Annotated in this window: 18 protein-coding genes; 11 read left to right on the top strand and 7 right to left on the bottom strand. The window is 29.0% G+C overall.

Features of this window, described 5'->3' with window-relative positions; translation table 11 throughout:
* The first annotated feature begins 179 nt into the window (after positions 1-179).
* The 6 genes from Q5O29_RS05000 to Q5O29_RS04975 all read left to right on the top strand — a co-directional run bounded on the left by Q5O29_RS05000 (position 180) and on the right by Q5O29_RS04975 (position 7,389).
* Positions 180-1,619: a glycoside hydrolase family 1 protein gene (locus Q5O29_RS05000; protein WP_022211895.1), complete on the top strand. Its 1,440-nt coding sequence runs from the start codon at positions 180-182 to the stop codon at positions 1,617-1,619.
* A 37-nt stretch (positions 1,620-1,656) separates the two neighbouring features.
* Complete coding sequence (locus Q5O29_RS04995) at positions 1,657-1,959, top strand: PTS sugar transporter subunit IIB (RefSeq protein ID WP_022211894.1); 303 nt, start codon at positions 1,657-1,659, stop codon at positions 1,957-1,959.
* Positions 1,960-1,999: 40 nt separating this feature from the next.
* Entirely contained in the window at positions 2,000-3,370 is a 1,371-nt protein-coding gene (locus Q5O29_RS04990) for a PTS sugar transporter subunit IIC (RefSeq protein WP_022211893.1), read from the top strand.
* 24 nt (positions 3,371-3,394) lie between these two features.
* On the top strand, positions 3,395-3,706 hold the full coding sequence (locus Q5O29_RS04985) for a PTS lactose/cellobiose transporter subunit IIA (RefSeq protein ID WP_022211892.1): 312 nt from the start codon (positions 3,395-3,397) through the stop codon (positions 3,704-3,706).
* Positions 3,707-3,823: 117 nt separating this feature from the next.
* Complete coding sequence (locus Q5O29_RS04980) at positions 3,824-4,549, top strand: glycoside hydrolase family 16 protein (RefSeq protein WP_022211891.1); 726 nt, start codon at positions 3,824-3,826, stop codon at positions 4,547-4,549.
* Between the two features lie 38 nt (positions 4,550-4,587).
* Positions 4,588-7,389, top strand: a complete 2,802-nt coding sequence (locus Q5O29_RS04975; RefSeq protein WP_022211890.1) for a family 16 glycosylhydrolase — start codon at positions 4,588-4,590, stop codon at positions 7,387-7,389.
* 61 nt (positions 7,390-7,450) lie between these two features.
* Here the strand turns inward: Q5O29_RS04975 and Q5O29_RS04970 are convergent, their stop codons facing one another.
* Positions 7,451-8,965: a bifunctional UDP-sugar hydrolase/5'-nucleotidase gene (locus Q5O29_RS04970; protein WP_022211889.1), complete on the bottom strand. Its 1,515-nt coding sequence runs from the start codon at positions 8,963-8,965 to the stop codon at positions 7,451-7,453.
* A 234-nt stretch (positions 8,966-9,199) separates the two neighbouring features.
* On the opposite strand from Q5O29_RS04970, the gene Q5O29_RS04965 reads away from it, so the two are divergent.
* Complete coding sequence (locus tag Q5O29_RS04965; RefSeq protein ID WP_022211888.1) at positions 9,200-10,564, top strand: Na+/H+ antiporter NhaC family protein; 1,365 nt, start codon at positions 9,200-9,202, stop codon at positions 10,562-10,564.
* Here Q5O29_RS04965 and Q5O29_RS04960 read toward each other — a convergent pair.
* Complete coding sequence (locus Q5O29_RS04960) at positions 10,541-10,936, bottom strand: hypothetical protein (RefSeq protein WP_022211887.1); 396 nt, start codon at positions 10,934-10,936, stop codon at positions 10,541-10,543. The two genes, Q5O29_RS04965 and Q5O29_RS04960, sit on opposite strands and share 24 nt — an antisense overlap.
* A 118-nt stretch (positions 10,937-11,054) precedes the next feature.
* The gene (locus Q5O29_RS04955; RefSeq protein WP_022211886.1) at positions 11,055-11,633 is read right to left on the bottom strand and encodes a hypothetical protein; all 579 of its coding nucleotides are present in this window, start codon (positions 11,631-11,633) and stop codon (positions 11,055-11,057) included.
* 150 nt (positions 11,634-11,783) lie between these two features.
* On the opposite strand from Q5O29_RS04955, the gene Q5O29_RS04950 reads away from it, so the two are divergent.
* Complete coding sequence (locus Q5O29_RS04950; RefSeq protein ID WP_022211885.1) at positions 11,784-12,359, top strand: hypothetical protein; 576 nt, start codon at positions 11,784-11,786, stop codon at positions 12,357-12,359.
* Positions 12,360-12,453: 94 nt separating this feature from the next.
* Entirely contained in the window at positions 12,454-13,695 is a 1,242-nt protein-coding gene (locus Q5O29_RS04945) for an NAD(P)-dependent oxidoreductase (protein ID WP_022211884.1), read from the top strand.
* 40 nt (positions 13,696-13,735) lie between these two features.
* Here Q5O29_RS04945 and Q5O29_RS04940 read toward each other — a convergent pair whose 3' ends face one another.
* Genes Q5O29_RS04940 through Q5O29_RS04925 form a run of 4 tightly spaced genes read right to left on the bottom strand, consistent with a single transcriptional unit; the run spans position 13,736 to position 16,450 of the window.
* Positions 13,736-14,179: a gamma-glutamylcyclotransferase family protein gene (locus tag Q5O29_RS04940; protein WP_022166363.1), complete on the bottom strand. Its 444-nt coding sequence runs from the start codon at positions 14,177-14,179 to the stop codon at positions 13,736-13,738.
* Positions 14,179-14,820: a pyroglutamyl-peptidase I gene (gene pcp, locus Q5O29_RS04935; protein WP_022211883.1), complete on the bottom strand. Its 642-nt coding sequence runs from the start codon at positions 14,818-14,820 to the stop codon at positions 14,179-14,181. The genes Q5O29_RS04940 and pcp overlap by 1 nt, the downstream gene beginning before the upstream one ends.
* A gap of 13 nt (positions 14,821-14,833) precedes the next feature.
* Positions 14,834-15,763: a DUF979 domain-containing protein gene (locus Q5O29_RS04930; protein ID WP_022211882.1), complete on the bottom strand. Its 930-nt coding sequence runs from the start codon at positions 15,761-15,763 to the stop codon at positions 14,834-14,836.
* Positions 15,764-15,784: 21 nt separating this feature from the next.
* Entirely contained in the window at positions 15,785-16,450 is a 666-nt protein-coding gene (locus Q5O29_RS04925; protein ID WP_022211881.1) for a DUF969 domain-containing protein, read from the bottom strand.
* A gap of 296 nt (positions 16,451-16,746) precedes the next feature.
* Between Q5O29_RS04925 and Q5O29_RS04920 the strand changes: the two genes are divergently transcribed.
* Positions 16,747-17,187, top strand: a complete 441-nt coding sequence (locus Q5O29_RS04920) for a hypothetical protein (protein ID WP_022211880.1) — start codon at positions 16,747-16,749, stop codon at positions 17,185-17,187.
* A 226-nt stretch (positions 17,188-17,413) separates the two neighbouring features.
* Positions 17,414-17,758 (top strand): glycerophosphodiester phosphodiesterase (locus tag Q5O29_RS04915; protein ID WP_302631756.1); only part of this gene is annotated, 345 nt, incomplete at its 3' end.

Genomic DNA, 17,758 nt, shown 5'->3' with positions numbered 1-17,758 from the left:
TTGAGTGTATATGTGCCTTTTATTTATATATTTTTAGTGTTTTTTAAAAAACACCTTGTTTTATTTTTGTATGTATTTTTTAAAGGTGGAACATGTTTTTTTTGCTTTAGAAAATGATTACAAACCAGAAAATGTATTATATACTAAATTCATGAAGTGAAACAAGGAGAGATGATTTAATGATTTATGAAAAGTTAGAAAAATTTAGTGATGGATTCTTGTGGGGATCTGCCTCTGCAGCTTATCAAGTAGAAGGAGCATGGAACCAAGATGGAAAAGGAGAAAGTATCTGGGATGTATATACTAAGCTACCTGGAAAAACATATAAAGGTACTAACGGTGATGTAGCTGTTGATCACTATAATAGGTACAAAGAAGATGTAGCTTTAATGGCTGAGATGGGATTAAAGGCATATAGATTTTCAATAGCATGGACTAGAATATATCCTAAAGGTCGTGGAGAAGTAAATGAAGCTGGTTTAAAGTTTTATGAAGATTTAATAAACGAGCTTATAAAAAATAATATTAAACCAATCATAACACTATATCATTGGGATTTACCGCAATATTTACAAGACTTATATGGTGGTTGGGAATCAAGAGAAATAATAAATGATTTTAACAATTACTGTATAACGTTATTTAAGAGATTTGGTGATAAAGTTAAATATTGGGTAAGTTTAAATGAACAAAATGTATTTATAAATTTAGGATACATGACAGCATTACATCCACCAGGAGTTAAAGATTTAAAGAGAATGTTACAAGCTAATCATATTGCAAACTTAGCTAATGCAAAAGTTATTGAATCTTTTAGAGCTTATGTACCAAATGGAATGATTGGTCCAAGCTTTGCATTCTCACCAATATATGCAAATACATGTAATCCAGAGGATGTTATAGCAGCAGAAAATGCAGAAGAATTAAATAATAACTGGTGGCTTGATGTTTATTGTAAAGGTATATATCCAGCATTTGCAATGAAGTATTATGAAAAATTAGGAGTAGCACCAGTGATTGAAGATGGTGATTTAGAATTATTAGAAAGAGCAAAACCTGATTTCATTGGAATAAATTACTATCAAACAACAACAATTGAAAAAAATGGATTAGATGGTGTAGGTGCTGTAGAAGGAATGAATAACACTGGTAAAAAGGGAACAGCACAAGACAGTGGTATACCAGGAGTATTTAAAAATATTAAAAATCAATATTTAGAATATACAAATTGGGATTGGGCAATAGATCCTGAAGGATTAAGAATAGGATTAAGAAGATTAACAAGTAGATATGGGTTACCTATTTTAATTACTGAAAATGGTTTAGGTGAATTTGATAAATTAGAAGAAAATGAAGTTGTAAATGATGATTACAGAATAAAATATTTAAGCAATCATGTTAGAGCTTGTAAAGAAGCTATCACAGATGGTGTTGAATTGTTAGGATATTGTACATGGTCATTTACAGATTTATTAAGTTGGTTAAATGGATATCAAAAACGTTATGGTTTTATATATATAGATAGAGATGAAAAAGAAATCAAAGAATTAAAAAGAATTAAAAAGAAAAGTTTCTATTGGTATAAGAAAGTAATAGAAACTAATGGAGAAGAATTATAAAAATATTATAATAAAAAAATTTATGAGGTGATTAATTATGAAAAAAATATTATTAGTATGTTCAGCAGGAATGTCAACAAGTTTATTAGTTAATAAAATGAAGAGCGCAGCTCAAGATATGAATGTGGAAGTAGAAATTGAAGCATTACCAGTATCAGAATGTTCAACAAAAATTAATGAAGTTGATATAGTTCTTTTAGGACCACAAGTACGTTTCCAAAAACCAGTAGTGGAAAAATTAGCATGTGGAAGAATACCAGTAGACGTAATCGATATGAGATTATATGGAATAATGGATGGAAAATCAATATTAATAAGTACATTAGAAAAAATTAAATAGTAAAATAAAAAATTAATAAAGAATGAAAGAAGGGTATATTATGAGTTTTATGGAAAAATTTCAATCTCAAATTGAAAGATTTCTAGTGCCGTTAGCAAGTAAGTTGAATTCACAAAGACATATTTGTGCAGTAAGAGATGCATTTATATTAACATTCCCATTAACAATGGCTGGATCATTAATGGTATTAATTAATTCAGTATTTTTATCACCAGATGGATTTGTTTGTAAGATGTTAAGATTACAAAAGATATTTCCCAATATTGCAGAATATCAAGCTATATTTAGTCCAGTATTAAAAGGATCAACAGATATTCTTGCAATATTAGTAACATTCTTGATTGCAAGAAATTTAGCTAAACAGCTTAAATCTGATGATTTATTATCAGGATTAACAGCAGTATCTGTTTATTTTATAATATATCCTGATTATGTAAATGTAGAAGGCGCAAAGCATTTAGCAACTCAATTTTTTGGGCCACAAGGTCTATTTGTTGCAATAATAGTTGGTTTATTAGTTGGTGAACTAATGTCAGCTTTATCAAAATCTAATAAGTTAGAAATCAAAATGCCAGAGCAAGTACCACCAGCAGTAGCTAGAACCTTTAAGTTATTAGTACCTATAATAATAACAACAGTTTCATTCACTTTTGTAAACTTCTTTATTAAGAAAATTGCACCAGGTGGATTGAACGAAATAATTTACAATGTAATTCAACAACCATTAACTAAATTATCACAAAATGTAGGATCAGTTTTAATATTAACATTAATATCTCAAACACTTTGGGTTATGGGTATCCATGGACCAAATACTATTGCGGCTGTACGTGATACTATGTTCTCAGAAGTAACTAATGCTAACCTTTCATATGCTGCAGCAAATGGAACTGCATGGGGAGCACCTTATCCAGTAACATTCAATGCTTTATATGATGGATTTGGAGCATACGGTGGATCAGGAGCAACATTAGGTTTAATAATTGCTCTATTCTTATTTAGTAAAGCAAAAGAACATAAGAGTATTGCTAAACTTTCATTTGCACCAGGATTATTCAATATAAATGAAATGGTTATCTTTGGATTACCAATAGTATTAAACCCAATATACATGATACCATTTATTTTAACGCCATTAGTAGGTGAAATGATTGGTTATTTATCAATAGCTGTATTTAAAATCATACCACCAATTGCTTTCCAAGTACCTTGGACAACACCAGGACCATTAGCACCATTCTTAGGCACAGGTGGAAATATATTAGCATTAATAATGGGATTTGTTTCTCTTGCTGTTAGTGTATTGATGTATGCACCATTTGTAATTGCTGCTAGTAAAGCAGAAGTAAAAGCAGAAGAAGACAGAAGAAAACATGAGTTAAGTAATAGTAAAGATACTGTAACTATTTAAAAATTAAAGTAGGAGTTGTAAGTAATGGAAGGATTAGAATTAATAGCATTTGAGATAATTAGTAATGTTGGTATGGCTAAATCATTAGCTATTGAGGCATTAAGAGTAGTAAGAAGTGGTAACTATGCAGAAGGTGAAGAGAGATTATCTGAAGCAGCGAAATATCTTACGGAAGGGCATCATGCACATACTTCATTAATACAAAAGGAAGCAGCAGGAGAAAAGACAGAATTTTCATTAATGCTTATGCATGCAGAAGATCAAATGATGAGTGCAGAAGTTATTAAATCTTTAGCTGAAGAAATGATAGAAATGTATAAAGAGTTAAAAGGCTAAGAACTTTTAATCTAAAACTCTATAAAATAAATTGATAAATAATAATATTTATCAATTTATTTTATTCTTAATGTAAACATTTTCTATTAGAGGTATATTTTTAAAGGAGTGAATAATATGAAAATAAAATTATCAAAAATTATTACAGGTATTTTATTAGCAGGAACATTATTATCAACTCAAGTTTCAGCATTAACAACTAGTCATTTTGGAGATGGACTTAGTTATATGAACTCAAGAGATTGGAGCAAATCAGATGGATGGTCCAATGGAGGTATGTTTGATTGCACATGGAGAGGACAAAACGTTAATTTTTATAATGGAACTATGGAATTGGCAATAACTAGAGATTATCAAGGTGGTGTTTCACAATATGCTGGTGGGGAATATAGAAGTAATGATACTTATGGATATGGACTTTATCAAGTTAGAATGAAGCCAGCGAAAAATACAGGAGTAGTTTCTTCATTTTTCACTTATATAGGACCAACTGATAATAGCCCATGGGATGAAATAGATATAGAGTTTTTAGGTAAAGACACTACTAAGGTACAGTTTAATTATTATACAAATGGTGTAGGAAACCATGAATATCTTTATGATTTAGGTTTTGATGCATCACAAAGTTTTCATACTTATGCTTTTAATTGGCAGCCAAATTACATTGCATGGTTAGTTGATGGTAAGGAAGTTTATAGAGCATATGATAATATTCCATCACATCCAGGAAAAATAATGATGAATTTATGGCCAGGAAAAAATGTAGATTCATGGCTTGGCAGATTCAATGGTGCTACGCCAATTAAAGCGTACTATGATTGGGTATCTTATGATCCAATGTAATAAAAATTAAAGAATAATAACTATAATAGGAGGATAGAATGAAGAAAAAGATTTGTAATGTGTTAGTTGGCACTTTAGTAACAAGTATGATGAGTAATATGGTTAATGTTAGTAATGTATATGCTGATAGTAATATTGAGTTTATGAAAGAAACTAGTGAAGACTGGAAACTAGTGTGGGAAGATAATTTTGATGGTGATTCATTAAATATGGAAGACTGGAATTATGAAACACATGAACCAGGATGGGTAAACAATGAATTACAAGAGTATACTGACTCTACAGATAATATTTATGTAAAAGATGGAGAGCTAGTTCTTAAAGCCATCAAAGATGAAACTGAAGATGGTGTTAAATATACTTCAGGGAAAGTAACAACTCAAAATAAACGAGATTATAAATATGGTCGTTTTGAAGCTAGATTAAAAGTTCCAGAAGGACAAGGGTTATGGCCAGCCTTTTGGATGATGCCAACAGATGAGAATCTTTATGGTTCTTGGCCAAGATGTGGTGAAATAGATATTATGGAGGTATTAGGACATGAGCCAGAAAAAGCTTATGGAACAATACATTATGGTAATCCACATAGAGAGCAGCAAGGGACTTATATTTTAGATGGAACTACATTTGCTGATGATTATCATGTATTTTCAGTGGAGTGGGAACCAAGTGAAATGCGTTTCTATATAGATGGAAACTTATATCATACAGTGAATGATTGGTATACTAAGCAAGAAGGTGATGATGAGAAAACATATCCAGCACCTTTTGATCAACCATTTTATCTTCAATTTAATTTAGCAGTTGGTGGAAATTGGCCAGGTAATCCAGATGAAACTACTGATTTTGAAAATGCTGAACTTAAGGTTGATTATGTTAAGGTTTATCAATTAGATAACTATGATGAAAATGTTACTAAGCCAGAAAAAGAGCCAGTTGACTTAAGAGATCCAGATGCTACTGGAAACTATATTAATAATGGAGATTTCTCTGTAAATGAAGATTTAACTGATAATGAAGGTTGGATTAAACTTACAACTCTTGGTGGAAGAGGAGAAAGCATAATTGAAAATAATAAAATTATTCTTACTACTGAAGAAGTAGGAAAGGAAAATTACTCATTACAATTAGTTCAACCTCAATTACCTTTAAAGCAATATGGTGAATATAGACTTACTTTTGATGCAAGAGCAGATGAAGATAGAACAATGATAGTAAATGTTACTTCACCAGATAGAGGATATGTGAGACAATTTGAAGATACAGTAGTTAATCTTACAAATGAATTACAAAGCTATTCTTATGATTTTATTATGAAAGACATTGATGAGGCTAATGGTAGAGTAGAATTTAGCTATGGTAATCAAGGATCATTAGCTACTATTGAAATAAGTAATGTTAGATTAGAAAAAATAGGTCAACATGAAGCAGAAGATAACAATAAAAAAACAGTTCTTCCGGATGGAAACTATGTATATAATGGTACATTTGATGTAGGACAAGACCGTATGAAATATTGGGATATAGAATCTACAATAGATAATGTTTCTATTGGTGTACCAAATATCAATAATTCAAGAGAGCTAAAAGTAGATGTTAAAGAAAATCCAGCATCATTAAGTGATGTAATAGTTAAGCAAACAGACCTTGCTATAGCAAAAAATAAAGAATATACTCTTTCATTTGATGCTTATGGCGAAGAAGATAAAACTATTAAGGCGCAAATTAATGGTGAAAGCTTTGAAGCAAATATTACTACAGAAAAGACTAACTTCAAATATAAATTTAAAACAGGAGAAGTTTTAAATAATTCAAATTTAGAATTATTATTAGGTGCTTATGGAGTAACTTATATTGATAATGTTAGAATTAAAGAAACAGGTTTAATCACAAATGGAGATTTCGGCAATGGATTTGCTAAGTGGGAGTTATTTGCAGATAGCAGTGTATCATCTAAAGTATCATCTTCAATAGATAACTCTACAGGTGATCCTTCAGCAAGAATAGATATTCAAGATACTGGTGATGCTGATTGGAAAATACAACTTAAGCAAAGTAATGTAAAACTAGAAAAAGGAAAGAAGTATGTATTATCTCTTGATGCAAAAAGTACAATTGATAGATCAATAATGTTTACTATTCAAAGAGATGGAAGCAGTGATAACGACTGGAGACCATATTCTCCTAATGAAATAGTTGAGTTAAAAGGTGAATACAATAAATATCAAGTAATTTTTGAAATGACAGAAGAAAGTGATGAAAATTCAATTTTCAGTATAGCTATGGGAGCTGTTAATGGAACACAAATTACTGATGAACATTCAATAAATATAGATAATGTAAAATTAGAAGAATATATTCCACTAGTTACTGAAAATTTATTTAATACTATTAAAAATGCAAAAGTAATAGTATATAGTGATGAATTTGATGAAATAGTTGAAGAAGATAGAGAAAAGCTAATTGCTGCATTAAATGAAGCAGAAGAAGTGTATGAGAATGCAGTTTCAGAAAATCCAACAGTAACACAAGAAATAATTGACAATGCAGAGCAAAATTTAAAAAATATTATGGATAATTTAAGAAAAGAAGAACAAAAAGAACCTGGTCAAGATGACAATAATCAAGATGAAAACAATAAGCCAGGAAATAATAAACCTGGAGATAACAAACCAGGAAATAACAAACCTGGAGCAGACAATAAAAATGAAGGCATTAATAAGAATAATAAATCTTTAGTTAATACTGGAAGTGAAGCTCATGTAATAATATTAGCTTCAGCTCTAGTAATGGTTGCAGTTGGAGTTAAAATTATAAAAAGGAAAAAGAGCATAAATTAATTTAAAACCTATAGTTGAATTTATTTTCAACTATAGGTTTATTTTTATAAGTATAGTTTTTTTAGTAAACAACATTTATATATTTAGTGCAGTCTACTTGAACATTTGTATGCTTTCTAAAGTAATTAATTATTACTTCAGGCATTTCGCATTGTATTTCTTTTATCATAGCACATTCCGTTAAGAATTCATAGCCACCAGCACCTGTAGCCCTATAATTATTCATTACAAGTGATAATGATGTATTATCAGATAGCTCTTGGCCTTTAAATTTTATAGAAGTTACTCTTGAACCTACAGGTTTTCTTAAATCAAAAGTATATTCAATATTATTAAAATAATCATAATTATAATGTTGCACTTTAGGCTTTAGAAACCTATTTGAGATTGAAATAGTTTCATTATCTATATGGAAGTAGCTAGCACATCTTTCTAAAGCTAATTTTAAGTATTTTCTATTTACTTCTAAAACTGCAAGGGTGTTTGGAAATTTATAAGTAGACATTATATCTCTTACAGTAACATTTTTATTAAAGCCTTTTATTTCGTTAGAAAAAGAAGTACAAGAAATATCAGCTCCGCTTTCAGCAATTTGAATTTGATTAATAAAATTAGCTAGTTCTGAACCATTTAGAGCCATTTCTAAGTGTGATGAAGGCATTAATTCTTTGTTTAGGAAGCCAACTGGTGTATCAAGCCATTCTTGAATTTTTTCTTCCAATGGAAGATATTTTTCATACATTTCTTTTTGTGGATTTATAGATACATCTTTTAAAGATGATTCAATAGTTTTTATTCCATCATTTTGTAATGTAAGATCTAATTCTAGATACTTAGTTCCATTAAAAGGCGTTTGAGCTATATGAGTGCCATGAAGTGTCTGCCCAGCGATAGACATATGTTGATGGCCTGTTAGGAGAATATCAAAAGAAAAATCTTCACATAATTTATAGGCTATATTTTCTGATGTTTTAGTAAGCTGTTTATGTGTTTCTAAGTCATACTCAAAGCCACCATGATAAATACCAATAAGTACGTCACAAGAAGATTTTACTTCATCAAAATAATATGAAACAGCTTTATATGTAGTACTAATTGTTAGATTTTCAATATTTTCAGCACGTTCCCATCTATTTATAAAATCTGTTGTAATACCGATTATACCAACTCTTAAACCATTACCTAATGTTTTAATATCGTATGGTAATATAGGAAGCTGTCCAGTTTTATCCACTATGTTTGCACATAAGCATTTAGCTTTTAATGTATGGAGATATTTATTTAAATAAGTAAGACCATAATTAAAATCATGGTTTCCTAAAGTTATATAATCATAGCCAGCAGCATTCATTATGTCTGCTATTGGATGAGTAGTGAAATCATTATTACTTAAATAGTTTGTAAAAGGAGAACCTTGAATAGTATCACCACAATCAATTATTAGAGTATTATCATCCTTTTTAAAATTTGACATTATGTTTAAAAGTCCAATGTTTTTTTCACTTCTATCAACATAATTAGTAGGATAAATATATCCATGCATGTCAGAAGTAAAGTAAATTTTTAAATTTTTCATATTATTACCTCATCTATAATATAGTATTTTCATAAGTTTGCTATCTACATTTAGATTATAACATTTATTGTATGATAAAAAATATAGATATATTTATATAAGTATGTAAAAAACAGAAAATATATAAAAAAATTAATTTTTTTTATATATTTTATTGTAGTACTAATGTATACTTAATAGGGCTTTAAATAAAGTACTAAAATATAATTTTATAAAACGGAAGGGGAATGATAAGTGGAATACGGTGTATTAAGTATTTTACCAGCATTGATTGTTATAATCTTTGCTTTATTAACAAAAAAAACATTAGAAGCATTATTATTAGGAACATTATCAACCTATATAATAATGTACGGGTTTGGGTTCGGTAGTAAATGGTCTGAGGCCTTTTTTACAGCTGCTGGTAATCCAGATAATCAATGGGTATTAATTGTATGTGGTTTATTTGGGAGTTTAATTGCATTACTTAGAAAGTCTAAAGGAACATTAGGGTTTGCAGGAAAGTTAGAAAGATATTGTAAAACCCAAAAAAGTACATTGATTACAACCTGGATATTAGGGATTTTAATTTTTGTTGATGAATACTTAAACATCATGACCTTAGGGGCATGTATGAAAAATATAAGTGATAAGAAAAAAGTTCCAAGAGAATCATTAGCGTATATAATAGATTCTACAGGAGCACCAGTTTGTGTATTATTACCATTTTCAACATGGGCAATATTTTATGCCAGTGTTTTTGGAAAAGAGCCTGCTGTTGCAGCATTAAATTATGGAAGTGATATAGCTACATATCTTAAAGTTATTCCATTTACTTTTTATGCATGGGCATCAGTTATTATAGTGCCACTTTTCATTTTAGGGATAATACCTAAAATTGGTAAAATGAAAGACGCTTATAAGAGAGTGGAAACAACGGGAAAAGTTTATGGTGAAACTAGTAGTAAGTTTAATTCGGATTTGCTTGATGAATATGCAAATGGAGAAGGAAAGCTTATTGACTTTTTATTACCAATGGGTGTGTTAATTGGTATGACAATAATTAGCGGAGATTTATTTATATCTGTTATAGCAGCACTGTTTGTGTGTCTTGTACTATATGTACCAAGAAAGAAAATGACATTTGATGAATTTTGTGATATTTATATAAGAGGATTCTGTGACATGGTGCCAACAATAGCCATTGTGTTTATGGCCTTTGTTATGCAGCAAGCAGCTAATGATATAGGGTTGCCTAACTATGTAATAGAAACAGTTGCTCCATATTTAAATGGAGATATTTTCCCGGCAGTATCATTTATTGTGGTTGCATTACTTACATTTATTACAGGAAGCAACTGGGGCATACCAGCAGTATGCGTACCAATTATTCTTCCACTTGGAGCATCATTAGGTGCTAACTTAGTTTTAGTAATGGCAGCAGTATTATCTGGAGGAGCATTAGGTAGTCATGCTTGTTTCTACTCAGACGCTACAGTATTAACATCTAGTTCATGCAGTATTGATAATATGGATCATGCACTAAGTCAAATTCCATATGCACTGATTGCAAGTGCAGTAAGCTTAGCAGGATTTTTAATTTGTGGATTTATTCTTTAATAATTCCATGGCTTTTTCCTTTGCATAAAGAAAAGAGTCTTTTACTAATTGGAATTCTTTTTCGGTGGAAATAGGACGATAATATCCTTCTAAACATACTCCTTTAGAAGGACCATGAACATTAATGGTCATATTCATATAAGCAGGTATGCCATAAATACATTCATCACAGTTATGTTCTATGGATTTGAAAAGTTCAAAATTATTACGAAGGGCTATAAGATGATTGTCTATATCTGTACTTTTTATGATAATTGATATATTACCACCGTTGGGGTCAAGAGGAAGGAATGAATATTGGATAAACCACTTATTATTAACGATTGTGAGAATTCCACCACAGGGTAGTTTTTCATAATAAGGTAAAGTCAAAATAAAACCTCCTTGTAAAATTTGGTTATAAATATATTTTAAGATATATGTAAATTTCTTTCAAGGATATTTAAAACAGCTAGTTTTACTGACTAGCTGTTTTGCTTTTACCAGCAAATTAACATATCTTTAATTTGATAAAATATTTCTTCTTAGACATTTTAATATAATAGTCATATCCTAATGACCAATATTTTAAGAGAGAAGGTTTATATTCAGCTACATATTTTAGAAAATCATCAAAAAGTTTAAGTTTTACAAGTACATGAATGATATCTTTAGGATAAGGTGTGTTTTTTATATATGGTTTTCTTGGGTCTATAACTTTAATTTTTTCATTGCTATCAATGAAAATATGCGCGCTTCTAATATTAATTCGTGTAAAATTTAAATTTTTAAATTCCTCTACAAGCTCAATTATTTCAACAGCAATATTATACGATAAGCCATGCTTATAAAGATAATTTCCTAAATTTTCACCAGAAATATATTCTCTAAGAACCATTTTGTTTGCTATAAATAGAACATTAGGAAAGAAGCGACTATTTTTAACTTTTTCTAAAATTTCTACTTCATCATGGGCATTTTTGGTTTTATAAAATATTTTTAAAGCAAATCCTTCCGGTGTGAGATAGACACGACCTTCGTGTCCTTTTCCAATAAATTTACATTTTTTTATATCTAGAACGTATCTCATTTTATCACTTTTATATATTGATTTAATAATATTATATGAAGTAGATTAAAATATGATTATTGGGAATGGGAGAGTTATGATGAAAATACTATATATAAGAATATTAAATATGATATAATAATTATTATTAATAAATAGGAGTGTATATATATGGATAATAAAATAGCTTTAGTATATTTAAATGGAGAATATACAGTTAATATAAATGGAACTTTGATGCACAAAGGAAATGATGCTGAAGAGATGTTTGAAAAATTTCAAAATGTTATAAAAAATAACTCAATAAGAGAAACAACATCATGGGAATATATAAAAGATAGAATTAATGAATTAAATTTAAGAGAAGCAAAAATAAATGAAGATTATAAAACTATTGAATTTCAAAGTATTAAATACTTCCATAATATAAATAAGTTATATAATATAGCTGGGGATTCTATGGTGGAACTGGCAGGGGCTTATAATTTACTATACTTTATTTTAGAAATGAATAAGGCAGGATATCTTAGAGATTCTCAGGATTTAGTTGATATATGCATGGTTGCAATGGACAATAAAGCAAATTATAGATATTATGATACTAACTTTATTATTACAAGTGCAATGTTTAATTATGGTGTTGCTGAATATAATTTTGCAACTGGCAAAATACATAGAGGAGTATCAATAGAAAAGGGTACATTTGAAGAATTTAAGAAATACGTATTTGGTGTGTTTAGTAAATAATGCTTAAATTTAATAAAATATATAAATTATTTAAGTAATGATATCTAATAGATTGATATAGCAATAAGTACTTTAAGATAAAGGGGAGAAGTTAATGAAAGAATTATTATTAGATGCTGATAGATGTTTCTTATGTAAGAACCCAAGATGTAGGGCAAATTGTCCAATTGATACACCAATACCACAAGTTATTTCTTTATTTAAAGAAGGGAAAATTAATGAAGCAGGAGAAATGCTTTTTGAAAATAATCCATTATCAGCTATTTGTTCAGTAGTATGTCCTCATGAAGATCAATGTAAAGGTAATTGTATAAGAGGAATTAAAAGTGAACCAGTGAGATTTTGTGAGATGGAAGAGCTTATATCAAATGAATATCTAGATAAAATTCATTTTGAGAACCTTCCAAAAAATAAACATAGTGTTGCTATTATAGGTGGTGGCCCTGCTGGTATTACATTAGCATTTATTTTAGCTAGAAAAGGATATAAGATCACTATTTTTGATGCTCATGAAAAAATAGGTGGAGTATTAAGATATGGAATACCTGAATATAGACTTCCTAATGAGACTATAGATAAATATGAGGAAAAGCTTTTAGAGCTTGGAGTGGTAATTAGGCCTAATACACTTATAGGACCGGTAATCACAGTTGACAAATTATTAACTGATGGATATAAGGCTGTATTTATTGGTACAGGGCTTTGGAATCCTAAGCCGTTAAATATAAAAGGGGAAAGTTTAGGAAATGTACATTATGCCATAGATTATTTAAAATCTCCATCTGTATATAGATTAGGTAAAAAGGTTGCTGTAATTGGTGCTGGAAATGTAGCAATGGATGCAGCAAGGACTGCAAAGAGAAGCGGAGCAGATGAAGTATATGTATTATATAGAAAAGGCTTTGAAAATATGACATGTACTAAGGCTGAACTAGAAGAAGCCAAGGAAGATGGCGTAAAGTTTGAATTATTTAAAGCACCACTGGAAATTACAGAGGAAGGTGTTAAATACATAGAAACAGAAAATGCAGAAGATGATAATGGTAAAATTATAACAGTAAATAAAGAAGGTACAGAAGGTTTATTTGAATGTGATTCTGTTATTATAGCTATTAGCCAAGCGGCAAGAAATAATATAGTATCCAATACCACTGGCCTTGAAATAAATAAATGGGGATTATTAATAACTGATAAAAGTGGGCATACCACAAAAGAAGGTGTGTTTGCATCAGGGGATGTTGTTACAGGGGCAGATACTGTAGTTAGAGCTGCAGCACATGCAAAACTTGTGGCAGAAGAAATAGATAAATTTATTAAAATAAAATATGAAGACTAAAAGTTAATAATAAATTATTAAATATAAATAAAGACTCTGCTTATTTAGCAGAGTCTTTATTTATATTTAACATATAGTTTTTCCAGTCACCATCACTGATAAAGACTGCTTTTTCATTAAAGTCTTTATCAATATCAGCGTTGTAGAAATATGTATAACATTTTTCTTTTTTATTAGAATTTAAATGATTAACTTCTAAAAGAATTTTATGATATTCATTATTAGGATTATTTTCTCCTAAAAATCCTTCCATGATGTCAATTGCTTTTACTGTAGAATCATAATCTTTAACAGTAATTATTTCACCAACAACTACACCAGTACCTTTAGTAATTGCAGGATAGCCTTTGTAAGGCATATGATATAAATCCATATTTTTTAAAACTGCAGGCTTTATATCAAGTGTTTTTCCTTCTAAATATTTTTCAAAGTTAAAGAAGTTTGGCCTTAAGCTTCCATATACAAAAAGGTTATATTGTTCCATTAGCAGATTTCGCCTCCAACAGCTTTAACATCTTCTTTGTTTTCTACAGCAGCTTTGATAGATAATTCTAGACCTTTTGTTATATCAGATGCTGACATAGAAGGCATGTTAGGCTTAGTAACTACTTGAGAAGGTATATATGGTACATGGATAAATCCACCTTTTATATTAGGATATTTTTTATCTATCATATACATTATACCGTACATAACGTGATTACATACAAATGTACCAGCTGTATTTGAAACAGAAGCAGGAATTCCTCCATCTTGCATTTCTTTTACCATTGCCTTAATAGGAAGGTTAGTAAAATATGCCGTTTCTCCATCTTCAAATATAGTTATATCAATTGGTTGATTTTTTTCATTATCTTCAATTCTAGCATCATCAATATTTATAGCAACTCTTTCTGGCGTAACACCAAATCTTCCACCTGCTTGGCCAATTGATATTACGATATCAGGGCTGTGTTTTATTATGTTTTCTTCAATTTTTTCTAATGATTTTCTAAAAACAGTAGGTATTTCAAGTTTTATTATTTCTGCACCTGCAATTGTATCAGGTAATGCTTTAACTGCTTCTAAAGCAGGATTAACACTTTCTCCTCCAAAGGGATCAAAACCTGTTATTAATACTTTCATTATATATCACTCCTTAAAATCCTAAAAAATACATTAATAATATATGAATAGTTAATAAAGCAATAGCAAAAGGAGCTTGAGCTTTAATAACTAAATTCTTATCTTTCATTTCAAGTAATACTGCTGGTAACATATTAAAGTTAGCAGCCATTGGTGTTAATAATGTTCCACAGAACCCAGATGTTAATGCTAGAGCTGAACAAACAATAGGATCTCCACCTTGAGCAAATACAAAAGGAACACCTATACCTACAGTAATAACTGAAAAGGCAGCAAATCCATTACCCATGATAGCAGTGAATAAAGCCATACCAACACAGTAAGCAATAACACCAGCTAATCTGTTTCCATCAGGTATAACACCAGAAATTATATTAGAAATAACATCACCAACTCCAGCAGCTGTAAATAAAGCACCAAGTGAAGCTAGAAGTTGAGGTAATATAGCAAATACACCTACAGATTGGAACATTCTGTTACTATCTTCAATGTATTCTATTGGCTTAGCTTTAGTAAATGCAAATGTTAATAATAATGCAACAACAGCAGCGATACCGATAGCAACTGTACCAGATAATTTAGTGAATTGTGCTATAGCCATAGCAACAAAAGCAATAGCTAATGAAGGTATAAATATTTTTAAACCTAATTTATCAGCTTTTAATTGAGCAAATGTAGTATCAAGTTGTTTTAAAGTTCCTATGTTTATTTGTTTTAAAGCAGATAATATTGCTATTACAATAATAAGTGTACCAACTACTGCAGGAGGTAGCAACTTACCAAATATAAAAATTGCAGATACTATACCCCAAAAAAGAGCTGTACCTATTCTAGTTTTATGATTTTTATCTTTTAAAGTAAATACCATTGTAGTAGCCATGTATAGCCCTATCATGATATAAAATATTTCTAGTAATGTATTTGACAATTTTGTTATGTCCATGTAGCTTTTTCCTCCTAACTATTATTTTTTGTTGTACTTTCTTTTTAGACTATTATCAAGAAGATAGTTTTGTAAAATACAAAGTGCAAATGCTGCTAATGCAATTGGAAGTGAAGCTTTAGCTATTTGTAAAGTATCTACATTATAGCCTAGTGATTCTAAAGTACCTGAAATTAGAAGAACTCCAGAGCTTGCCATAAAGACATTTTGACCAAAGAAGTTACCTATATTATCAGAAGCTGCTGAATAAGCTTTAATTTTATCAATATCTTTTTCATCTAAATTTCCATATTTAGCTATAGATGCACCTTCAGCCATTGGATTAATAAGAGGTCTTACAAATTGAGGATGTCCTCCAAGTGTTACTCCCATACCAATAGAAGCTTCTCTTATAAATGTATATCCACTTAATAATGCACCAGTAGATAACCCTTTTGCTTTTTTTATAAGGTCTATAGCTTTTGCTTTTAATCCATATCTTTCACATAATCCTATTACAGGTAAAGTTAACATAAAAAGACATGTTGTTCTATTGTTAATAAATGCTGTTCCTAAAGTAGAAAGTATTTCTGAAATACTCATATCTGCAACTAATCCTGTAACTACACCAGCAGAAACAACAACTGCTATTGTATCAAGTTTTAGTGCAAAGCCTACTATAATAATTAAAATTCCAATTAATGACATAATTATCTATTCCTTTCTTTATTATATACTTGTTTTTTTATTATACAAATAAAATAAATAAAAATCCATGTAAAATAATTACAATATTTAAAAACAAATATGAAAATGTCGAATAAATATATTAAATTAAAATAAAAAATATAAAAAAATACAAAAATATAATAAAAAATGCAAAGTGGTTGCATAAATATACGGTTTTAAGGTATATGTATTGTAGAAAAATTTATTTTTATTACGAATAAAGCATTAAGTGCATATATTAAATATAAACTAGGAGTTAATTTAATAGGTTTATTATGAAAGATAAAAAGAAATCATTTAAAAGTAAATCAAGCAATATTGAAAATAATAACTCAAATCAAGAGCAAGGAGAAATATACAAAGAATTATATATTGTTAACATATCAATATGGGCTGTATTTTTAATTCTTTATGGAGTTATAATTAATATAGAATATCTTTTTTGGCAAAGAAATGTAATTTTAGATAATATAAATAATACTAATTTTACAGAAAATATGGAGGATTTAAGTGATAGTCCTAGAAAATCTAATTTAATATATTTAATAGTTACTGCTATATTTGTTGGGATTCTTTGGGATGCATATAATACTGTGAAAAATAATAGCAATTCTCAACCAAAAGATATTGAAAAAGCTTATAAAAACTTAATTGCAGTAATAATATTATTACTAGGTACATCTATTAATTTTGATGTGTTAAATAATAATTATTAAAGTTAATTTTTTTGTGCTTGTGAAGAATATATAGATAAATTAATGGAGTTAAGGAAAGAGTTACTATAATATTTTAAGCTTAAGTTGAAAGAGCTAATAATTATTCAAAATATGGGCATTAATACTAAGGGAGAATTAATTAATCATTAAAAATATATAATATAGGAAGGGGGATTTTAAGAAGTTTTCTTAGAATCCCTTTTTTAAAGTTAAAGAAGGTGATAAGATGTACTTTAAATTTTTTAGGCGTTTAATAATAGTATTTATATTTATTTTTTCTTATAATTTGTTAGAACATAAAATTCTTTCTGAAGAAAAAAATTGTGAAAAGCATAGGGTTTTTATAACAGCTCACAGAGGAAGTTCATTAAAAGCAAGAGATAATAGTATTGAAGCCATTAATATTGCCATTGAAGAAAAAGCAGACTACATAGAGATTGATGTTCGCAGGACAAAGGATAATAAGCTTGTTTTAAGTCATGATGATGTATTTATTAAAAATTCTGGTGAAAGTTTTAATATTTCTGAAAGCAATTTTAATGATATTAATAGAAAAAGAATTTTTTCTATA

It is taken from the genome of Clostridium sp. CAG:265, from assembly GCF_000436575.1.
In the GTDB taxonomy this organism is placed as follows: domain Bacteria; phylum Bacillota; class Clostridia; order Clostridiales; family Clostridiaceae; genus Clostridium; species Clostridium lentum.
Note: the sequence above shows the minus strand (reverse complement) of the source record. Positions and strands in the feature narration are given on the sequence as shown.